Annotated in this window: 12 protein-coding genes; 2 read left to right on the top strand and 10 right to left on the bottom strand. The window is 71.9% G+C overall.

Translation table 11 applies throughout. From position 1 onward, the window contains the following. Positions 1-6: 6 nt before the first annotated feature. The 6 genes from ACZ56E_RS19740 to ACZ56E_RS19715 all read right to left on the bottom strand — a co-directional run bounded on the left by ACZ56E_RS19740 (position 7) and on the right by ACZ56E_RS19715 (position 8,038). A complete protein-coding gene (locus ACZ56E_RS19740; protein ID WP_471215731.1) occupies positions 7-621 on the bottom strand; it encodes a hypothetical protein in 615 nt (204 codons plus the stop codon). Continuing rightward, positions 606-1,778, bottom strand: a complete 1,173-nt coding sequence (locus ACZ56E_RS19735; RefSeq protein WP_398310188.1) for a ParA family protein — start codon at positions 1,776-1,778, stop codon at positions 606-608. The genes ACZ56E_RS19740 and ACZ56E_RS19735 overlap by 16 nt, the downstream gene beginning before the upstream one ends. A 324-nt stretch (positions 1,779-2,102) precedes the next feature. Next, positions 2,103-3,218 (bottom strand): alanine dehydrogenase, encoded by a 1,116-nt coding sequence (gene ald, locus ACZ56E_RS19730; RefSeq protein WP_362991203.1) that lies wholly within the window; start codon positions 3,216-3,218, stop codon positions 2,103-2,105. A 145-nt stretch (positions 3,219-3,363) separates the two neighbouring features. After that, positions 3,364-5,454, bottom strand: coding sequence for a tetratricopeptide repeat protein (locus ACZ56E_RS19725; RefSeq protein ID WP_471215729.1), 2,091 nt, complete (start codon positions 5,452-5,454; stop codon positions 3,364-3,366). A 175-nt stretch (positions 5,455-5,629) separates the two neighbouring features. Next, positions 5,630-6,256: an NUDIX domain-containing protein gene (locus ACZ56E_RS19720; RefSeq protein WP_468612253.1), complete on the bottom strand. Its 627-nt coding sequence runs from the start codon at positions 6,254-6,256 to the stop codon at positions 5,630-5,632. A gap of 87 nt (positions 6,257-6,343) precedes the next feature. Next, positions 6,344-8,038 carry a CTP synthase gene (locus ACZ56E_RS19715; protein WP_471216388.1) on the bottom strand — a complete coding sequence of 565 codons (1,695 nt, stop codon included), beginning with the start codon at positions 8,036-8,038 and terminating at the stop codon, positions 6,344-6,346. 443 nt (positions 8,039-8,481) lie between these two features. Here ACZ56E_RS19715 and ACZ56E_RS19710 point away from each other — a divergent pair, with 443 nt between their 5' ends. Then, positions 8,482-10,293 (top strand): glycoside hydrolase family 15 protein, encoded by a 1,812-nt coding sequence (locus ACZ56E_RS19710; RefSeq protein WP_468612296.1) that lies wholly within the window; start codon positions 8,482-8,484, stop codon positions 10,291-10,293. Between the two features lie 4 nt (positions 10,294-10,297). On the opposite strand, the gene ACZ56E_RS19705 is transcribed toward ACZ56E_RS19710, so the two are convergent. Then, positions 10,298-11,818: an APC family permease gene (locus ACZ56E_RS19705; protein ID WP_471215727.1), complete on the bottom strand. Its 1,521-nt coding sequence runs from the start codon at positions 11,816-11,818 to the stop codon at positions 10,298-10,300. A gap of 159 nt (positions 11,819-11,977) precedes the next feature. Here ACZ56E_RS19705 and ACZ56E_RS19700 point away from each other — a divergent pair, with 159 nt between their 5' ends. After that, entirely contained in the window at positions 11,978-13,621 is a 1,644-nt protein-coding gene (locus ACZ56E_RS19700; protein ID WP_471215725.1) for a PucR family transcriptional regulator, read from the top strand. 62 nt (positions 13,622-13,683) lie between these two features. Here the strand turns inward: ACZ56E_RS19700 and ACZ56E_RS19695 are convergent, their stop codons facing one another. The 3 genes from ACZ56E_RS19695 to ACZ56E_RS19685 form a co-directional block, all read right to left on the bottom strand. After that, complete coding sequence (locus tag ACZ56E_RS19695) at positions 13,684-14,820, bottom strand: glycosyltransferase family 4 protein (protein WP_471215723.1); 1,137 nt, start codon at positions 14,818-14,820, stop codon at positions 13,684-13,686. 168 nt (positions 14,821-14,988) lie between these two features. Next, the gene (locus ACZ56E_RS19690) at positions 14,989-15,951 is read right to left on the bottom strand and encodes a hypothetical protein (protein ID WP_471215721.1); all 963 of its coding nucleotides are present in this window, start codon (positions 15,949-15,951) and stop codon (positions 14,989-14,991) included. A gap of 137 nt (positions 15,952-16,088) precedes the next feature. Next, the gene (locus ACZ56E_RS19685; protein WP_471215719.1) at positions 16,089-16,304 is read right to left on the bottom strand and encodes a hypothetical protein; all 216 of its coding nucleotides are present in this window, start codon (positions 16,302-16,304) and stop codon (positions 16,089-16,091) included. Between the last annotated feature and the right edge of the window lie 128 nt (positions 16,305-16,432).

The following is a 16,432-nucleotide window of genomic DNA, read 5'->3' as shown; positions in this document are numbered from 1 at the left end:
CTACCCCTACCGCCCGCGTAGCCGTCGTACGAGGATGCTCGCGTCCCCGCGGGACTCCAGATCGGCGAGGACGACCGCGACGGCCTCCCGCACGATCCGCCCGCGGTCGACCGCGAGCCCGTGCTCGCCGCGCAGCACGAGCCGCGCGTGTTCGAGGTCCATCAGCTCTTCCGCGGAGACGTACACGGTGATCTTCTCGTCGTGCCGCTCGCGCCCGCTGGGCCGCCGGTTGGCCGCCCGCGCCCGCCGCCGCGCCTGCGCGGTCGATGAGCCGGACTTGCCGCCGCCCTGGGCGGACGAACCTTCCTGCGCCGCTGCGGCCGCCGACCCCGCGGCCGGCGAGCGCCGTCCCGCGCCCTTCTCGGCGTCGCCCGCGGTACGGCTGCGGGACTCGCCGGAGCCGGACTCCGCGTCGGTGGCCGCGTGTTCGGCGGGGTCACCGCCGTCGGCCTGCGCCGCCGTGTCCTCGGCCGAGGCGGCCGTCTCGTCGCTCTCGCCCGCCGGGGCGGGCACCTTCGCCTCGCCGTTCGCCTGGCGGCGCGGCGACGACGACTGCAGCGCCATCCCCCCGGTCGTACGGAACAGTTCGTCGGCCCCGGGCAGACTCACTCGGCGTGACACCGGGCGAGCACCTCCCTGGCGAGCTGGCGATAGGCGGCCGCGCCGACCGAGTTGGAGGCGTACGTCGTGATCGGCTCACCGGCGACCGTGGTCTCCGGGAAGCGGACCGTGCGTCCGATGACCGTGTGGTAGACGTGGTCGTCGAAGGCCTCGACCACGCGCGCGAGCACCTCACGGCTGTGCACCGTGCGGGAGTCGTACATGGTCGCGAGGATGCCGTCGAGCTCCAGGTCGGGGTTGAGCCGCTCCTGGACCTTCTCGATGGTCTCCGTGAGGAGGGCCACACCGCGCAGCGCGAAGAACTCGCACTCGAGCGGCACTATCACCTTGTGAGCGGCCGTCAGGGCGTTCACGGTGAGCAGGCCGAGCGAGGGCTGGCAGTCGATCACGATGTAGTCGTAGTCCTGCATCAGCGGCTTCAGGGCGCGCTGCAGCGTGGACTCGCGCGCGACCTCGCTCACCAGCTGGACCTCGGCCGCGGAGAGGTCGATGTTGCTGGGCAGCAGGTCCATGTTCGGGACCGCCGTCTTCAGGAGCACCTCGTCCGCGGCCATGCCGCGCTCCATGAGGAGGTTGTAGACCGTGAGGTCCAGCTCCATCGGGTTCACGCCGAGGCCGACCGAGAGGGCGCCCTGCGGGTCGAAGTCGACGAGCAGGACTCGGCGTCCGTACTCCGCGAGGGCCGCGCCCAGGTTGATGGTCGACGTCGTCTTGCCGACGCCGCCCTTCTGGTTGCACATCGCGATGATCTTGGCGGGCCCGTGGTCGGTCAGCGGGCCCGGGATCGGGAAGTACGGCAGCGGGCGTCCCGTGGGGCCGATGCGCTCGCGGCGCTGGCGGGCCGCGTCGGGCGCGAGCGTGGCCGCGTACTCCGGATCGGGCTCGTACTCGGCGTCGGGGTCGTAGAAGTGCCCCTGGGGCAGTTCCTCGTAGTCGGCGAGGTGGGTGTGGGTGTTATCGCCACTCCGGTCGCCGGCCATGGCGTTCACGTGATGGCCATCCATGCTCTGGGGTGCTGACTGTGTCGGCTGGGGGCTCTGCCGGGCTTCGAAGGTGCGGACAGCGACCGAGCCGACGGCCTCGAGCCCCACGGGACCCTGGTCCCGTGCAGACGTTCCTGGTTGACCACCCCCGGGAGCAAATGTCGACTCATTCACAAGTCGTCTTACCTCCTTGGTGACCAGGAAATTTCTCGATAGGTCAGCGTGGCACCATGCCGACGGTTGGCGACTCTATGGCGTGTCACCGGTCCACAGCAACACAATCCGCCGGACCCGGCCCGATGTGTCGGCAATGGAACACCCTTGTGTCAAGGGCGTGCGGCTCGCCGTCGACAGCTTTCCGGGGTGGGCGAATCGGTTAAAGGGTTACGTTCAAGGCCAGTTGAGCGTGTCCACACTGATACGCATACGGCCGGACCCCTCTCAAGGTCCGGCCGTGGGCGTGAGATTGACGACTTTCGTTGACGAAAGCGGTCAGGTTCAGCCGAGGAGCGACTCCAGCTCGACGTGGTCGAGACCGTGGGCCTCCGCGACCTCCTTGTAAACGACCTTGCCGTCATGGGTGTTGAGACCCAGGGCGAGCGCGTGGTCGCGGCGCAGCGCCTCGACCCAGCCGTTGTTCGCCAGCGACACGATGTACGGCATGGTCGCGTTGGTCAGCGCGTACGTCGAGGTGTTCGGCACCGCGCCGGGCATGTTGGCGACGCAGTAGAAGACCGAGTTGTGGACCGGGAAGGTCGGCTCGGCGTGCGTGGTGGCGTGCGAGTCCTCGAAGCAGCCGCCCTGGTCGATCGCGATGTCGACAAGGACACTTCCCGGCTTCATGCGGGAGACGAGCTCGTTGGTGACCAGCTTCGGGGCCTTGGCGCCCGGGATGAGCACGGCGCCGATGACGAGGTCGGCCTCCAGGCAGGCCTTCTCCAGCTCGAAGGCGTTGGAGACGACGGTCTGGATCTTCGTGCCGAAGATCTTGTCGGCTTCCTTGAGCTTGTTGATGTCCTTGTCGAGCAGGGTCACGTGGAAGCCCATGCCGATGGCGATCTGCGCGGCGTTCCAGCCGGAGACGCCGCCGCCGATGACGACGGCCTTGCCCGCGGCCACGCCCGGGACGCCGCCCGGCAGGACGCCGCGGCCGCCGTTGGCGGCCATCAGGTGGTAGGCGCCGACCTGCGGGGCGAGACGGCCCGCGACCTCGGACATCGGGGCGAGGAGCGGGAGCGCGCGGTTCGCGGTCTCGACCGTCTCGTACGCGATGGCGGTGGTGCCCGACTCCAGGAGCGCGTCCGTGCACTCCTTGGACGCGGCCAGGTGCAGGTAGGTGAAGAGGGTCTGGTCCTTGCGGAGGCGGTGGTACTCCTCCGCGATGGGCTCCTTGACCTTGAGGAGCAGGTCCGCGGTGGCCCAGACCTCGTCGGCGGTGTCCAGGATCGTGGCGCCGGCCGAGACGTACTCGGCGTCCGTGATCGAGGAGCCGACGCCGGCGTTCCGCTCGATGACGACCTGGTGGCCGTGGCGCACCAGCTCGTGCACACCGGCGGGGGTGATGGCCACCCGGAACTCGTTGTTCTTGACCTCGCGGGGGATGCCGACCTTCATCGTCGATCACGGTCCTTGGCTCAGGGGATTTTTCGGGCAATGCAACGCATACCGGTGCGTGTGGGGGCGCAGCGGGAGACACCGCGGAGGTACGCGGCGGAGCCAGTCTAATGAAGGATTTCGCGCTGTCTAGCCTTTCAATACTTCAATCTTCCGCAGATGCACTACGGATTTCGCAGGCGGAAGGCTCCGCTCCACCATTTGTTTCAAGCCTCGGCCCCGGAGAGAGCTCAGTTCCCAGCATGCGCTCGGCCGCGGCCCTGTGCAGCCGGGCGGCCGCCGGGTCCCCGAGCCGCTCCAGGGTGTCGGCGAGGCGGAGCTGCAGCGCCGCCTGCAGGCGGACGTCCTTGGCGTGCCGTGCCAGCTCGACGGCTTCCTGGCAGGTGCGCAACGACTCCTCGGGCCGTCCCGCGTACTCCTGCACCCGGGCCAGCTCGCTCAACGCCCTTGCCTGGGCGGCCACATCGCCGTTCCTGCGGTGCCCGGTGACGGCCGAGCTCCAGTTGCGCAGCGCCTCGCCGTAGCGCCCCGCGTAGGTGTGCACGGCGCCGATCCTGCCGTACAGCCGGGCGGCGTCCGCGCGCTCGCCGCGGGCCAGCCGCTGGGCCAGTGCGCGGCCGAACCAGTCGGAGGCCCGCGGCCAGTCCCCCAGCTCCTGATAGGCGCCGCCTACGGATTCCATCGCGCGCCCGGTCGCGTACGGATCGTTCGCCGCGCGTCCCGCGTCCAGTGCCGCGCGGTAGCGGACCAGCGCGTCGCGGGTCCGCCCCGTCCACGCGTCCAGATCCGCGAGGTTCAGCAGCGCCGCCGCCTGCTCGCGCGGCAGGTCGCGCCGCTCGGCCACGTCAAGGACAAGGCGGTGGATGCCGTACAGCTCGGGGGCCGCGTCCTCGGTGCCGCGGTGTGCGACCAGCGCCCTGACCAGAGCCGCCATCAGGCGCCGCGCGAGGGTGTCGAGCTCGCCGTCGGCCACCGCGAGCCGGGCGGAGGCGAGCAGCGCGGGCTGCCGGACGCGCAGCCACTCGGCGGCAGCCTGCGAGCTGGGGAAACGCAGTGCGCGCGGCAGTCCCGCGAGCTTCTTGCGGGCGGCGGAGGCGTCCGGCTCCGTGACGGCCCGGCAGGACTGGAGCAGGCGCACGGTCCGCTCCAGCATCCGCGCCCTGGCCAGCTGGATCTCGGCGGGGCGGTCCTGGCTCGCGGTGCGGGCCCGCAGCAGCGGGACCAGGCAGCCGGGCACCTCGTACTGCGGGAGCGGGGAGTCCACGGCCCGTACGAGCCCGAGCGCCACGAAGTCGTCGAGCGTGGTCGCGGCCGCGGAGACCGAGCAGCCGGCGAGCGCGGAGGCGGTGTGCGCGTCGACGTCGCCGGCCGGGGCGAGGGAGAGGAACCGCAGTATCCGCGCGGCGGCCGAGGGCAGCGAGGCGTAGGTGTGAGCGAAGACACGCGCGAGGGCCGAGCCCTCGTCCGGCATGTCGTGCACGCGCTTGGCGAGGTCGGCGACGGCCGCCTTGGGCCGCGCGGCGAGCCAGCCGCCCGCGAGGACGAGCGCCGCCGGATGTGCCGCGCACGCCTCGACGAGGGATTCCGCGGAACGCGGGTCGACGGTGATGCGGACGGGCCCCGCGGCGCGGGCGAGGAGCTCGACGGCGGCCGCCTTGTCCAGGCCGCCGAGGGTGCACGGCCGGACGTCGGGGATGCCGGTGAGCGGGCCCTCGGAGACCGCGACGACCAGGCAGTCGGGCGTCTCCGGAAGGAGCGGGTCGACCTGTTCGGCGTCGGCGGCGTCGTCGAGGAGCAGCAGCGCCCTGCGGTCGGCCAGGGACTCCCGGAGGATGGCGGTGAGGTCGTCCTCGGCGGCCCCCGGGGGTGCGGGCACGCGCAGGGCGTCGAGGAGTTCGCGGGCGGTGCGCTCCGTGGGGACCCGGCTGCCGTCGGGCTCGGTGAGGCGGGCGCGCAGCACCCCGTCGGGGTAGTCCCCGGCGAGCTGCCGGGCGAGTTCCTCGGCGAGTGAGGTGCGGCCCGAGCCGGGGCGGCCCGCGATCAGCAGCACGCGCGCGCGAGGGGCCTTGCGGCCGGAGAGGGTGTCGAGGCCCGCCCGGTCGATGTCGGCGCGGAGCTCCTTCAGTTCCCGGCGTCTGCCGACGAACTGACTCCTCGTCGGCTCCACCGGGGCACTCGCGGGCGGCGGCACCGCGCCGCCCGCGACACCGTCCGTGTCGACCGCCTGATCCGTCACGGGCCACGCTCCCGTCCGCCTGCGCACGAACCCGCCGGGACTCCGGGCGGGACGCTTTCAGAGCCTAGTTCAGGCCCCGTGTCCCTCCCGGTCACGCAGCACGCACAAGTCACCCGATCGGATCTACAGATCGTCACATCGGAAGCCCCGGATGGCCCTGGGCCTTCCGGAGGGGCTACGCCTCGAAGGGGCGGGCCGGCCACGGCGCCTCGGCCGGGCGCAGCGCGTCGAGGCCGTCGCCGTTGAGGGCCGCGTGCAGCGAGAGGGCGCCCACGACCAGGCAGTTGTTGTGCAGCTCACCGGCGAGCACACCGCGCACGAGCTCTTCGAGGGGGATCCGGGCGAGCTCCATGTCGGCCTCCTCCTCGGAGACCTCGAAGCGCGCGCCCTCGGCCTCGGAGAGCTCGCGGGCGAGGAAGATCCGTACGGCCTCGTCGCAGCCGCCGGGGGTGGTGTAGACGTCGGTGAGGACACGCCAGTCCTCGGCCTTGACGTGCGCCTCTTCGTAGAGCTCGCGCTGGGCGGCGTGCAGCGGGTTCTCGCCGGGGACGTCGAGGAGGCCCGCGGGGATCTCCCAGAGCTTCTGGCGGACCGGGTGGCGGTACTGGCGGATGACCAGGACGCGGCCCTCGCCGTCGAGCGCGAGGACGGCCACCGAGCCGGGGTGGACCTGGTAGTCGCGGCGGACGACGGTTCCGTCGGGCATGACCACGTCGTCGGTGCGCACGGAGGTCTTGTTCCCGACGAAGGGGGTCTCCGTCGCCGTGACCTGCCACTCCTCGGCGGTGTCCTTGATCGTCATGTCGCCCTGTCCTTCCACGTGCCAAAAGAAAAAACCGGAGTGTGCGCCCCGTGAGACGCACACCCCGGCAACCGTATCGCTCCGGTGTTACTTGCCCGACTTGCCGCCGGACTTCCGCTCGCGCTGCTGGCGCTCGACGGCGGCCTTCACCAGGCCGGCGAAGAGCGGGTGCGGACGCGTCGGACGCGAGCGCAGCTCCGGGTGCGCCTGGGTGGCGACCAGGTAGGGGTGCACCTCGCGGGGGTACTCGACGTACTCGACGAGCTTGCCGTCCGGGGAGGTGCCGGAGAACTGGATGCCCGCCTTCTTCTCCAGGTCGGCGCGGTAGGAGTTGTTCACCTCGTAGCGGTGGCGGTGGCGCTCCTCCACGTACTCCTTGCCGTCGTACACCTCGCGGGCGATGGAGCCCTCGGCCAGCTTGGCCGGGTACATGCCGAGGCGCATCGTGCCGCCCATGTCGCCCTCGCCGGCGACGATGTCGAGCTGCTCCGCCATGGTGGAGATCACCGGGTGGGCGGTGGCGGCGTCGAACTCCGTGGAGTTGGCGTCCGGGATGTCCGCGAGGTTGCGGGCCGCCTCGATGACGATGCACTGCAGGCCGAGGCAGATGCCGAGCAGCGGCACCTTGTTCTCGCGGGCGTACCGGATGGCGCTGACCTTGCCGTCGACGCCGCGCTCGCCGAAGCCGCCGGGGATCAGGATCGCGTCGACGTCGCCGAGCTGCTTCTTGGCGCCCGCCGGGGTCTTGCAGTCGTCCGAGGTGACCCACTTGACCTTGACGCGGGCCTTGTTGGCGAAGCCGCCCGCGCGCATGGCCTCGGTGATCGAGAGGTAGGCGTCGGGCAGGTCGATGTACTTGCCGACCAGGGCGACGGTGACCTCGTGGTTCGGGTTGTGCACCCGGTCGAGGAGGTCGTCCCACTGGGTCCAGTCGACGTCGCGGAACGGCAGGTCGAGCTTGCGCACGACGTAGGCGTCGAGGCCCTCGGTGTGGAGCACCTTCGGGATGTCGTAGATCGACTTGGCGTCGATGGCGGCGACCACGGCGGCCTCGTCGACGTCGCACATCAGCGAGATCTTGCGCTTGATCGCGGTCGGCACCTCACGGTCGGCTCGCAGCACGATCGCGTCCGGCTGGATACCGATGTTGCGCAGGGCGGCCACCGAGTGCTGGGTCGGCTTGGTCTTCAGCTCGCCGGAGGGGCCGATGTAGGGCAGCAGCGAGATGTGCACGACGAAGACGTTGTCCCGGCCGACCTCGTGGCGGACCTGGCGGACTGTCTCCAGGAACGGCAGCGACTCGATGTCGCCGACCGTGCCGCCGACCTCGGTGATGACGACGTCGACGTCGTCGGTCGCCATGCGGCGGATGCGGTGCTTGATCTCGTTGGTGATGTGCGGGATGACCTGCACGGTGTCACCGAGGTACTCGCCGCGTCGCTCCTTGGCGATCACCTGGGAGTAGATCTGGCCGGTGGTCACGTTCGCCGAGCCGTCGAGGTCGACGTCGAGGAAGCGCTCGTAGTGACCGATGTCGAGGTCGGTCTCCGCGCCGTCGTTGGTGACGAACACCTCACCGTGCTGGAAGGGGTTCATCGTGCCGGGGTCCACGTTCAGATACGGGTCGAGCTTCTGCATCGTGACGCGCAAGCCCCTAGCCTTGAGCAGCGCGCCGAGACTGGACGCCGTCAGACCCTTACCGAGCGAGGAGGCGACACCCCCGGTGACGAAGATGTGCTTGGTCGTCGTGGCTGTGCTGTTTCGGAAAGCAGCGGGCTGCATGGCCAAGAGGGGGCTCCCGTGGTCGCGGTCTGGAGGTGCGTACCGACGTCCTCACCAGGGATTCGGGGAGGCGCCGTCGCTGCGGTTCGGGGGTTCTATGACCACCGGCTCACGGGCTACCAGGGTATCAGCGACGGAACGAGGCTGCTTCCGGCCACGCTCCGCCACCAGGCGCACACAACTTGGTCACCGGACCCGCACGCCCCCGTTTTTTCCCCGCCGCACCCGCTCTCACCTGGCGCTCACCCGTTCGGCGCAGCATCGTTGCCGGGAGGGGCGCGCGGATCACCAGGGTGCGTCGTATCCTGCTCAAACACTCGCTGCCGAGCCCATCCGGCACACGGCATCATCCCGCCTTGCACCCGGAACAAGCGCTCGGCAATGATCACTTGACCCCTGATCTGTAAGCGCCCCGCGGGGCGAACGTGGCCGTTCGACTGGAGATAGACGTGGCCGGGCGCATCGAGGACTACGCACTCATCGGAGACATGCAGACCGCCGCCCTGGTCTGCCGGGACGGCACAGTCGACTGGCTGTGCCTGCCCCGCTTCGACTCCCACGCCGTTTTCGCCGGCCTGTTGGGCACCGAGGAGCACGGCTTCTGGCGCCTCGGGCCCGCATACAGCCCCGACGCGCAGCCTCCCACTGCCGCGCGCCGCACCTACCGCGGCGACTCACTGGTGCTGGAATCCGAGTGGGACACGCCACGCGGCACGGTCCGCGTGATCGATTTCATGCCGCCGCGCGGCAGCGACTCGCCGCAGCTGGTGCGGATCGTCGAGGGTGTCTCCGGCCGGGTGCCGATGCACTCGGCCCTGCGGATGCGGTTCAGCTACGGCCGCGTGGTCCCCTGGGTACACAAGTTCGACGGGCGGACGGTGGCCGTCGCGGGCCCCGACTCGGTCTGGCTCGACACCACCGCCGAGACCTACGGCAAGGACCTCACCACCTACGCCGACTTCACGGTCTCGCCGGGTGAGCGGATCGCGTTCACCATCTCGTGGCAGCCCTCGCACAAGGAGCAGCCCGCGCTCGCGGAGCCCGAGGCGGCGCTCACCGCGACGGAGGACTTCTGGCGGGAGTGGGTCGACCACTGCACGTACCACGGCCCGTACCGCGAGGCCGTGATCCGCTCGCTGATCACCCTCAAGGCGCTGACGTACGCGCCGACCGGCGGCATCGTCGCCGCGCCCACCACCTCGCTGCCCGAGGATGTCGGCGGCTCCCGGAACTGGGACTACCGCTTCACCTGGCTGCGCGACGCCGCGATCACGCTTTCGTCGCTGCTGCGCACGGGCTACCGCGAGGAGGCCCGCGCCTGGCGCGAGTGGCTGCTGCGCGCGGTGGCGGGTGACCCGGAGAACCTGCAGATCATGTACGGCATCGCGGGCGAGCGCGAGCTCGGCGAGACGGAGCTGGACTGGCTGCCGGGGTACGAGGGCTCGCAGCCGGTCCGGGCGGGCAACGGCGCGGTGGGCCAGCTCCAGCTCGACGTGTACGGCGAAGTCACCGAGGCCCTCCATCTGGCCCATATGACGGGCCTGACCCGCAACGACTACGCCTCACTCCTCCAGCTCAAGCTGATCCGCTACCTGGAAGAGCACTGGGACGAGCCGGACGAGGGCATCTGGGAGGTGCGCGGCCCGCGCCGCCACTTCGTGCACTCGAAGGTGATGGCCTGGGTCGCCGTGGACCGCACCATCAAGCTCATCGAGTCCGGTGACGCGGACGGCCCGCTGGAGAAGTGGCGCGAGCTGCGCGACGACATCCACCGGGACGTCTGCGAGAAGGGCTACGACAAGGAGCGGAACACCTTCACGCAGTCGTACGGCTCGAAGGAGCTGGACGCCTCGCTGCTGCTGATTCCGCAGATGGGCTTCCTGCCGCCCGACGACAAGCGGGTCATCGGCACGATCGAGGCGATCCAGCGTGAGCTGTCGACGCCGGACGGCTTCATCCTGCGCTATCCGACGGCCGGCGACGACGAGGGCGTGGACGGTCTCGAGGGCGACGAGGGGGCCTTCCTGGCCTGCTCGTTCTGGATGGCCGACGACCTCGCGATGATCGGCCGGGTCGACGAGGCCCGCAAGCTCTTCGAGAAGCTCCTGGCGCTCCGCAACGACCTCGGGCTCCTCGCCGAGGAGTGGGACTCCAAGCTCCAGCGCCAGGTCGGCAACTTCCCGCAGGCGTTCAGCCACGTGCCGCTGATCGACACGGCACTGCGGCTGACGGCCTCGGGGGCGTACGGGGGCTAGCCCCTCAGCTCCGGCTCCGGACGGCGACGGGCTGCTGCCCGTCGCCGTCCGTGCGTTCGGCCGCGTCCTCCAGGACGATGCGGCCGATGATCTCGTAGCGCCGCGGGTGCCTGACCCGCAGATACAGGCCGAGCCCGAGGCCTCCGAGGAAGACCACGCCGACGATCCAGGGGATCGCCTCGAACAGGAGCGAGCCGGCCGCCGGGCCCGCCGCGGTGTCCATGTTGATCACGAGCAGCACGACGACGGCGATCATGCCGAGGCCGCCGAGGAGCGGCGCGAGGAACGTCCTGAACCAGTGCCGGTCCTCGGGGTGGTTGCGCCGGAAGTAGCCGATCACCGCAAAGGAACAGAGCGTCTGGACGATGAGGATCGCCATCGTGCCGAGGATCGCGAGCAGCGTGTACAGGTGGGTGTACGGGTCCTGTCCGGTGAGCCAGAAGGCGGCCACGAGGGCGACGGCGATGACGGACTGGACGTACGAGGCGATGTACGGCGAGCCGTGCGCGGGGTGGGTCCGGCCGAGGGCGGGGTGCAGGAAGCCCTCCCGGCCGATCGCGTACAGATAGCGCGACGCGCACTGGTGGAAGGCCATCCCGCAGGCGAACGAGCCCGTGATGAGCAGCCACTGGAAGGTGTCGACCGCCCAGGCGCCGATGAAGCGGTGCGCCGGGTCGAAGAACAGGTCGAGCGGGCCCGTCGACCGGGAGACCTCGACCGAGCCGCTCAGGCCGTTGCCCGCGATCGTCATCCAGGAGACGTAGATGTAGAAGAGGCCCACGCCGACGACGGAGACGAGTGTGGCGCGCGGGATGACGCGTTTGGGGTCGCGGGACTCCTCGCCGTACATCGCGGTCGACTCGAAGCCGACCCACGACCAGAAGGCGAAGAACAGGCCGAGCCCGGCGGAGGTGCCGGTGAAGGCGTTCCTCGGGTCGACCGGCTCGACGGGGATGCCGTCGGGGCCCCCGCCGCGCACCAGGACGGCCGTGGCCACCGCGAAGAGGACAGCGATCTCCGCGACGAGCATCACGCCGAGCGCCTTCGCGGTGAGGTTGATGTCGAAGTACGACAGGACAGCGGTCGCCGCGAGCATCACGGCCGCGTACAGCACCCACGGCAGGTCGACGCCCAGCTGGTCGAGGACGGTGGTCTGCGCGAAGTACGCGAAGACGCCCACGATGGAGGCCTCGAAGACGATGTAGGCGAGGACGGCGAGCATCCCCGACGCCATGCCGGCGATGCGGCCGAGGCCGTGCGAGATGTAGCCGTAGAAGGCGCCGGCGGCGGTGATCCGCTTGGCCATGGCGACGTAGCCGACGGAGAAGACCGTCAGGACGAGCGTCGCGAAGAGGTAGCCGGCGGGGGCTCCGGTGCCGTTGCCCGCGCCGACGGCTATCGGGAGGTTGCCGGTCATCGCCGTGATGGGCGCCGCGGTGGCGACCGCCATGAAGACGACGCCGACGACCCCGACGGAGTTCGCTTTGAGACGGTGGACCTCGGGTGTGCTGGGTTGCTCTGGCATGGCGGGCACCCTGCCGTCGGGTGACGTACGCCACAACCGGCAGAGGGTCGCGCAATTGCCGCGCGGGCACGACGAGTTGTCGGGCCGCGCGGCGCGGCGGCCGGCGCCGTGATCGGCCGGAGATGTTGCACGGACGGGCGCGGCGGTAGCGTCCGCGCCATGGACAGTCAGGGCACTCAGGGCGGCATCACCGTGCAGCGCGCGCTGGAACTTCCGGGGTTGCGCGGTGGGCTCCCCGAGGTCGTGGCGGGCGCGGAGCGGCTGCAGCGGACGGTGCGGTGGGTGCACGCGGGCGAGGTGCCCAACATCGCCTCGCTCCTCAAGGGCGGCGAGCTGCTGCTCACCACGGGGCTCGGGCTCGGCGCCCGCCCGGCGGAGCAGCGCGCCTTCGTGCGCAAGCTCGCCGAGCGGGGCATCGCGGCGCTCGTCGTCGAGCTGGGGCCGCGCTTCACGCGGCTGCCCGCGGCGATCGTGGAGACGGCGCGGTCCGCCGGTCTGCCGCTGGTGCAGCTGCACCGCGAGGTGCCGTTCGTGACGGTCACCGAAGAGGTGCACACCGAGATCGTCAACGGCCATTACGCGCTGTTGCAGCGGGCCGAGGAGGTCCACCGGCGCTGCACGGAGGCGCTGCTCGGCGGGGGCGGCATTCCGCAGGTCCTCGCCATCCTCGCGGAGTTCAGCGGCAACCCGGTGTTCCTGGAGACGGCGGACGGGCAGCTCCTGTACGCCGCCGGGGCGGGCACCGAGTGCGCGGATCCGCTCCAGGTGTGGGAGGGGCTGCGGGGCCGTGCCGTCGACCGGGAGGGCCCGCCCGCGAGCGCGGTCGTCGTGGAGGTGCCGGGCGGCGGCCCGGGCGGCGGTTCGGTGCGGGCCCGGCTCGTGCTGCTCGCCGTGGAGTCGGCGCCGCTGCCGGTGCACCGCATCGCGGCGGAGCGGGCGGCGGGCAGCCTCGCGGTGGTGCTGATGCAGGCCCGCCAGGAGGAGGAGCTGGCGGCGCGCGGCCGTGGCGACTTCCTCACCGATCTCGCGGAGGGGCGGATCGCCGCCGAGGACGCCCCGGCGCAGGCGCGCGTCCTCGGTTTCAAGCCGGTCCCGGCAGACAGCCCGCTCCTGCCGGTGGTGATGCGGCTCGCGGACGGGCTGCCGACCGGCGGCGGCTGGGCGGTGCTCGCGCGGGCTGTCGCGGAGGAGCTGGCGTCGGTGGGGGTGCCGGCGCTGCTCGGTGTGCGTCCCGTCGAGGGCCGGGTGCCGGTGCTGCTCGGGCTGCGCTCGGAGTCCGAGCGGACGGCGGTCGCCGACCGGGTCGCCGCCGCGCTGCGGGCCGGTGTCGAGCGGGCCGGGATGCAGCGGCCCGGGGCGCAGCCGCCGGTCGTGGTGGTCGGGGTCGCGGGCGGCTGGGCTGCGGCGTCGGCGGGGCTGCGGCACGCGGCGGAGACGGCGACGGCCGCGCAGGGGCTCTCCGACCGTCCCTGGTACGACGCGCGGCGGCTCGACATCGACCTGCTGCTGTGGCGGCTGCACCGGCATGACGAGGACGGGGTCCTCGCGGCGTTCGTGGACCGGGCGATCGGCCCGCTGCGCGCCCACGACCAGCGTTCGAAGCCGCCGCTGCTGCCCACCCTTCAGACGTATCTGGCGCACGCCGGCCGCAAGGCGGAGACGGCCCGCGAGCTGCACCTGAACCGGCAGACCCTCTACAACCGGCTCGCCCGGATCAGCGAACTGCTGGGCACCGATCTCGACGATCCGCAGACGGTGCTCGCGCTGAGCCTGGCGCTGCGGGCACGCAGACACGTGGTGTGACCGCCGCGCGCCGGACGGGGACGGTTGTACGAGGTCTGCTGCACGAGCTCAGCTGTACGAGCTCAGCTGTACGGCCGGGGCTGGGTCAACTCGTCGTAGACGCTGAGGACTTGGGTGACCGTGTCGTCCTCGGTCGGCCAGGTGGCGGCCTGGGCCGCGCCCCGGTCCTTCAGCTCCGACCGGCGGACCGGGTCGGCGAGGAGGCGGGCGACCGCGGTGGCGAGGGCCTCCGCGTCGCCGTACGCGACGAGTTCCGCGGCGTCGCCGACCAGTTCGGGCACGCCGCCGACCGCGGTCGCCACGAGCGGCACGCGCGCGTGGAGGGCTTCCTGGGCGAGCACGGAGCGGGATTCCCAACTGCTGTGCAGCACCGCGAGGTCGGCGGCCGCGAGGAGTTCGGGGACGTCGTCGCGCCGCCCGAGGAGGCGGGCCGGGAGCTGCTCGTCCTCGATGCGGCGCTGCAGGGCGGCCCGTTCGGGCCCCTCCCCCGCGACGACGAGGAGCGGCAGCGGGTCCAGGTGGCGCCACGCGCGCGTGGCGTCCAGGAGTACGTCGTATCCGTGGTTCTGTTCGAGGGCGCCGACGGCCAGGATCAAGGGGCGGTCCACGGCGCCGAGTTCGGCGCGGGCCTTGTGGAGCAGGCCGTCGGGCTCCTCCGCCGGGTCGGGGCGGCGTGGCGCGGGCAGTGCGATGGGCGCGAGGCGGGCGTCGCGCGCGCCCCTGCTGCGGGCCCGGTCGACGAGGTCGGACGAGGCTCCGAGGACGACGGCGGCGGCCTTCGCGACGCGCCGTTCCAGGAGGCGCAGGAGGCGGGCGCGCACCCCCTCGGCGTCCGCGCGGGTGTGCCAGGTGACGACGAGCGGGGTGCGGCGCCCGGTGAGGGCGACGGCGGCGCGGAGGGCGGCGTGCAGTCCGTGCGCGTGGACGAGGTCGGCGTCGGCGCAGGCCGCGCGGAGAGCGGCCACGGCGGCGGGGTCGCCGCTGCGGGGCACGGGGACGTGCCGGGCGCCGGTGCCCGTGAGGCCGTAGGTGCGGGCGGCCTCTTCGGGGGCGCACACGGTGACCCGCACGCCCCTGGCGGCGAGTCCCACGGCCAGTGACCTGACGTGCGCGCTGCTGCCCGCGCTGCCTCCGCCGAGAACTTGAACGGTGTGCAGCGGCGTCTGTCCGTGCGGCGAGTGGCTGCTCACGTGGCTCACGTGGCCGGGGCTCCTGGGTCTGCGTCGGGCGGTGCTCGGACTGGTACTCGGGCAGATGCTGCGCCAAGGATGCCAGTCCGTACGGGCGTTCCGGCACTGCCGAAAGGTCACTTCCGCATTTGGACAGGCAACTCCGCGGGCGGGATCACCCACATGGGTGATGGCTGTTCAGAACGGAGAGGCGTAGGGGTAGCCCTGGAACCGGTCGTACATCTCGCGCAGCCACGGCTCACGGACGGCGGGCAGTCGCGCCAGCGTATCGAGGAACACCCACCGGTCGGGCGTGAACAGCCGCCAGGGGTACGGCGGCAGCGGCTCGTCGCGGAAGACGCCGTCGGGCATGCCGCCCGTCACGGGGACGGGCAGCTGGGCGCGGGGAAAGGCCATGGACAGCCACACGTCCGCTTCGAGCGGCACGGTGGCCGTGGCGCCGGGCGGCTGCCACACCTCGCCGGTCCGCGGGTGCCGCGGCACCACGGCGATGTCCGCGGCGGCCGGGGGCAGGCCGGGCCCTGCGAGGACCGCTCGCTTCCGCGCAGGCCCCGCTGGGAACAGCAGGTCGAGTGCGCGCCCGAAGGTGTCCGCCATGACACCGTCGGGAAGGGCCACCCGGGCACCCGCCGAGACCGCGAGGAGATGGGCCAGGGCCGCCCCGACGGCCGCCTCCCACCGCGCGTTCCAGCCCCCGTTCGGCTCGATCGGCGGCGCGCCCTGACACTCGTCCGCCAGCGCAGCCCAGTCGCCGACGGCGTGACCGACGCCATCGCCGGGCCCGTCCTCCGGGACACATCGGACGGCATCCGGCACAAACCGCACCACCTGCCAGTACGAGCAGTCGTCGACGCGGGTCGCCACCGCGCTGCCGCAGTGCGCGCAGGCGAGGTTGGGGCCGCTGCGGCCGTCGAGGCCGATGCAGTACCCGTCGCACCGCTCGGGGATCAGGACGGTGCCGCGGGTGTCCCCCGGCGCGACGAGGACGGCACCCGGCTCCCCGAAGGACAGACGGGCGACAGGCGCGAAGACGCCACGCGCCGCCGCCTCCTCGCCCCCGACGTCGCGCCAAAGGCGCCAGGGCGGCCCGGACGGCTCGGGATCGACGGCGTACGTCCCCGACTCCATGAGCGCGGGCAACAGCTCGTGTCCATACGCCTGACGGGCACACACAGGAAGCGCGACCCGCACGACGGGCCGGCTCAACACGGCATCACACCGCACACACACGAACACGACCATCTGTCTTCCCCCCTCGCCCCGGCGACCCCGACCCCTCAGCCAGCTACCAGCACCACGGCGTGCAGCACAAAACCCACACGCCCGTTACCGGCACTAACGGCGGCACCCAAGGCCGCGCCCAGCACATGCGCACCCGCGTCGCCGATCACCAGCACCACAGCGTGCAGGGCCAGCCCCGCATGCCCATTGCCCGCGACGACAGCGGCACCCAGGACCGCGCTCAGCACGTGCGCGCCGGCATCGCCGAGCATTACGCGCCCCCCGATGTCATCTCGGGGCACAGCTGCACCGGCCCCTAACTCAGCCGAGGCCCGCCCCCGCCACCGCACCCACCAGCACCGCAGCATGCAGCACCAAACCCACACGCCCGCTACCCGCG

This window comes from Streptomyces sp. NPDC039480, from assembly GCF_055597165.1.
Note: the sequence above shows the minus strand (reverse complement) of the source record. Positions and strands in the feature narration are given on the sequence as shown.

Coding starts and splice junctions, on each gene's coding strand:
- ACZ56E_RS19685 (WP_471215719.1), bottom strand. CDS start 16,304: ATGCTCGGCGATGCCGGCGCGCACGTGCTGAGCGCGGTCCTGGGTGCC.
- ACZ56E_RS19720 (WP_468612253.1), bottom strand. CDS start 6,256: ATGACGATCAAGGACACCGCCGAGGAGTGGCAGGTCACGGCGACGGAG.
- ACZ56E_RS19715 (WP_471216388.1), bottom strand. CDS start 8,038: ATGCAGCCCGCTGCTTTCCGAAACAGCACAGCCACGACGACCAAGCAC.
- ACZ56E_RS19705 (WP_471215727.1), bottom strand. CDS start 11,818: ATGCCAGAGCAACCCAGCACACCCGAGGTCCACCGTCTCAAAGCGAAC.
- ACZ56E_RS19700 (WP_471215725.1), top strand. CDS start 11,978: ATGGACAGTCAGGGCACTCAGGGCGGCATCACCGTGCAGCGCGCGCTG.
- ald (WP_362991203.1), bottom strand. CDS start 3,218: ATGAAGGTCGGCATCCCCCGCGAGGTCAAGAACAACGAGTTCCGGGTG.